Source organism: Paenibacillus sp. P4_A7, assembly GCF_056402455.1.
Genome location: NZ_JBFUHJ010000574.1, coordinates 1 through 3100 on the forward strand (window position 1 = coordinate 1; position 3100 = coordinate 3100).

The window sequence follows — 3100 nt, forward strand, 5'->3', positions numbered from 1 at the left end:
CGTTTGTACTGTAGTTATATTAGCCCAGATTGAATACGGAGGAACATGGGATGGATAAAGCATGGACGTAAGAGGTACGAGAGTCAACACAATGGTCAACTCTCGGTAGCATCACAGCATTGATCGCAAACTTTTGACACAAAAAAATACACCCCAAAAAGCTAAGAATATCTAGCCAGAGTAAAAAGCGAAGAACTGGATATAATCGAAGGCTTGCTCCGCAACCTGGGCAGTTTTGTGCGCTTGTCCTGAATTATGAAAGCACCATAATCAACTGTCACCATGACTTACACAACCACATCTTCAGGGAGGTAAGAACATTTAAGTATTCGTACAGCCCTTACATAGTATTGACAAACCGCTCCAGGTTATTGCCGACTACAAACAAATGTGCTCGGTTTTCGAATTCGCTGCGGTCAAGCGGCAATGGCAACTGTTTGTGATATTCACGAATGCGTAGTAAATCCTCATAAAGCTGTTTACCCTGTTGTGAATCACAGAATTCGTTGCTTAATTTAAGAAGGAACTCCCCTATCCGAACCCCTTGCCCTGTCTGGGAAGTAATATGCGAAATAGATTCCAGCATACGTTCCAATAGATCCAATTGCTTCTGTTTATTTTCAAAAAAGATCAAGTAATTGTTTTTTGTTTGCTTTTTATTGTTTTCCGAATCGAGCTGCGCCATCCCTATCGAATGACGAAGCAAATCAGAGAGCGTCAGCAATTCCTTGCCATCCCACAAAGTAAAGTCATCTAGTAGATAGATTGCGTATTCGTTAAGAATTTTCGCAATCAATTGGCTGCTTTGTTGTTTTAAGGCATCGAGCTGCTTATCGATACTCGGCATATACCAGTTGACAAGTAGCGCAGTGCCTAGCCCGATAAGTACAACCAGAAATTCATTAAGATAGAATGCTGCTTCCATCTGCCCGTGCATATATACATGCATCATAATAACCGAGCTGCTGGAAATGCCCGCCTGAATGTGCAGCGCGACGCATAACGGGATAAGCAACAGCAGTAGTACAAGCAAGCTGTAGGGCATATAGCCCAGCAACTCGAACAGTACGCTGGAAACAAACAGGGCGAGCATACAAGCGTAAAATCTACTTAATGCTGCGTTTATGGACTGTCTTCGCGACTTCTGAATACATAGGAGTGTCAGGACGCCAGCAGCTGAATAATATTCGAGCCCAAGTGAGTGGGCGATAAGAACCGAAATACTGACCCCGATTGCAGTTTTGATGGTACGGTATCCAAAAATTTTAGCTACTCTCACTAATTTCTCCACCTGATTTCCTTGATGATAGTGAAATTATACTAAAGTATGAGTTCAAATGTAAGCTAAACTCATGACACTTCATGTCTAAATACAATACTCATGCAGACTATCGAGATATTTATTCTCCCTCGGTACGATATAGTTTTCTCAAGAATGCTCGCTAATCAGCTGCTTCTTTTGCATATTAGGAACGAGAAGTGAGTATAGATCGAATATAAAGAAGAGAAGTATTATCTGAGAGTAGCTAATGCGAAATCCCCTTCATTTTATAAAGACAATCGTACATTTCATCGAGATTTATCATTCAAATCGAAAAATCCTAGTTTACATGCTGAACATCGTATGGCTTAAATTTATTTAATTAATTTAATCAAAAAGTTTTATTAGGGGGAAGGTGAAATTTATGTCCATTAACACCAATACACGCAGAACGCCACGCTCGACAAGAAGTAAGTTCCTTACAGCGCTCGTTCGTGATAAGTACTTGCATCTGTTGGTACTTCCTACAATCATCTTTTTCATTATTTTTAGTTATGTTCCTATGTACGGTTTAACGATCGCCTTTAAAGATTATTCCTTTATGAAAGGGATTCTGGAAAGCCCATGGGTAGGATTCAAGCATTTTGAAGCTTTTTTTGATTCAATATTCTTCTGGCGGCTTATTAAAAATACGGTCCTTCTCAGTGTTCAGGCATTAATCTTTGCTTTCCCTGTTCCGATCATCTTCGCTTTGCTCCTTAATGAGGTTCGAGTTAAGTGGTTTCGCAATACGATTCAAACCATAAGTTATTTTCCACATTTTGTTTCGATCGTGATTGTAGTAGGGATGCTGCATATCCTTTTGTCTCCTGAAAGCGGGATTATCAATGTCCTGTTAGGTCAATTAGGCATGGAGCCGATTGCTTTTATGCAAACCAGTGAGTGGTTCCGTCCTTTATACATCATTTCCGATATATGGCAAGGATTTGGATGGGCCTCGATCATCTATCTGGCGGCACTTACAGGGGTGTCTCCCGAATTGTACGAAGCGGCACAAATTGACGGTGCAAGTCGTTTTCAACAGGTGTGGCATGTATCTATCCCGGCGATTGCACCAACGATCATCATTTTGTTCATATTGAATGTAGGCGGCATTATGAATGTGGGCTATGAAAAGATATTGCTGATGTACAATCCAGGTATTTACGAAGTGTCCGATGTGATTTCAACTTATGTTTATCGGAAGTCGATACTGGGAGGGGAGTTCAGTTTTGGCACAGCAATCGGTTTTTTTAACAATGTCATTAATTTCGCCCTAATTGTTACAGTCAACTATATAAGCAAGAAAGTGTCCAGTGTGTCACTTTGGTGAAAATTCGCGTCATTTGATCTAATTCATTACATTCAAAAGGGGGGAGTATTCATATGCACATCCGTAAAAGTGTAAGTGAAAAGATATTCGACTACGGCAATATTGTATGTTTAGCCATTCTTGCATTCGCAACTGCCTATCCAATGTTATTCATATTGGCCAGCTCCTTCAGTGACTACCAAGCCATTTTGCGCAAAGAGATATTCCTTCTACCGAAAGGATTTACCTTAGAGGGCTACAAAGATATTTTTTCCGATGGACAGATATTCAAAGCTTATTACAATACACTCTGGTATACCTTTGTTGGGACTTTCATCAATCTGCTGCTAACTCTTTCGGCGGCCTATGCCTTGTCGCGGAAATATTATTCTCTTCGGTCTCCAGTCATGTTTATTATAGCGGTCACGATGTTTTTTGGAGGAGGGATGATCCCGAATTTCTTGCTCATAAATTGGCTGGGACTGTAT

Annotated in this window: 3 protein-coding genes; 2 read left to right on the forward strand and 1 reads right to left on the reverse strand. The window is 40.5% G+C overall.

Annotated features, from left to right (window positions below):
* Positions 1 to 340: 340 nt before the first annotated feature.
* Positions 341 to 1279, reverse strand: coding sequence for an aromatic acid exporter family protein (locus AC1DWN_RS31185; RefSeq protein WP_477562742.1), 939 nt, complete (start codon positions 1277 to 1279; stop codon positions 341 to 343).
* Between the two features lie 406 nt (positions 1280 to 1685).
* Between AC1DWN_RS31185 and AC1DWN_RS31190 the strand changes: the two genes are divergently transcribed.
* Together AC1DWN_RS31190 and AC1DWN_RS31195 are read left to right on the forward strand one after the other, a co-directional pair.
* Positions 1686 to 2633 carry an ABC transporter permease gene (locus AC1DWN_RS31190; protein ID WP_477562743.1) on the forward strand — a complete coding sequence of 316 codons (948 nt, stop codon included), beginning with the start codon at positions 1686 to 1688 and terminating at the stop codon, positions 2631 to 2633.
* 53 nt (positions 2634 to 2686) lie between these two features.
* On the forward strand, positions 2687 to 3100 hold a 414-nt coding region (locus AC1DWN_RS31195), incomplete at its 3' end, for an ABC transporter permease family protein (RefSeq protein WP_477562744.1).

Excerpts from the sequence above, each read along its gene's own strand:
- AC1DWN_RS31190 (WP_477562743.1), top strand. The coding sequence starts at position 1,686 with ATGTCCATTAACACCAATACACGCAGAACGCCACGCTCGACAAGAAGT.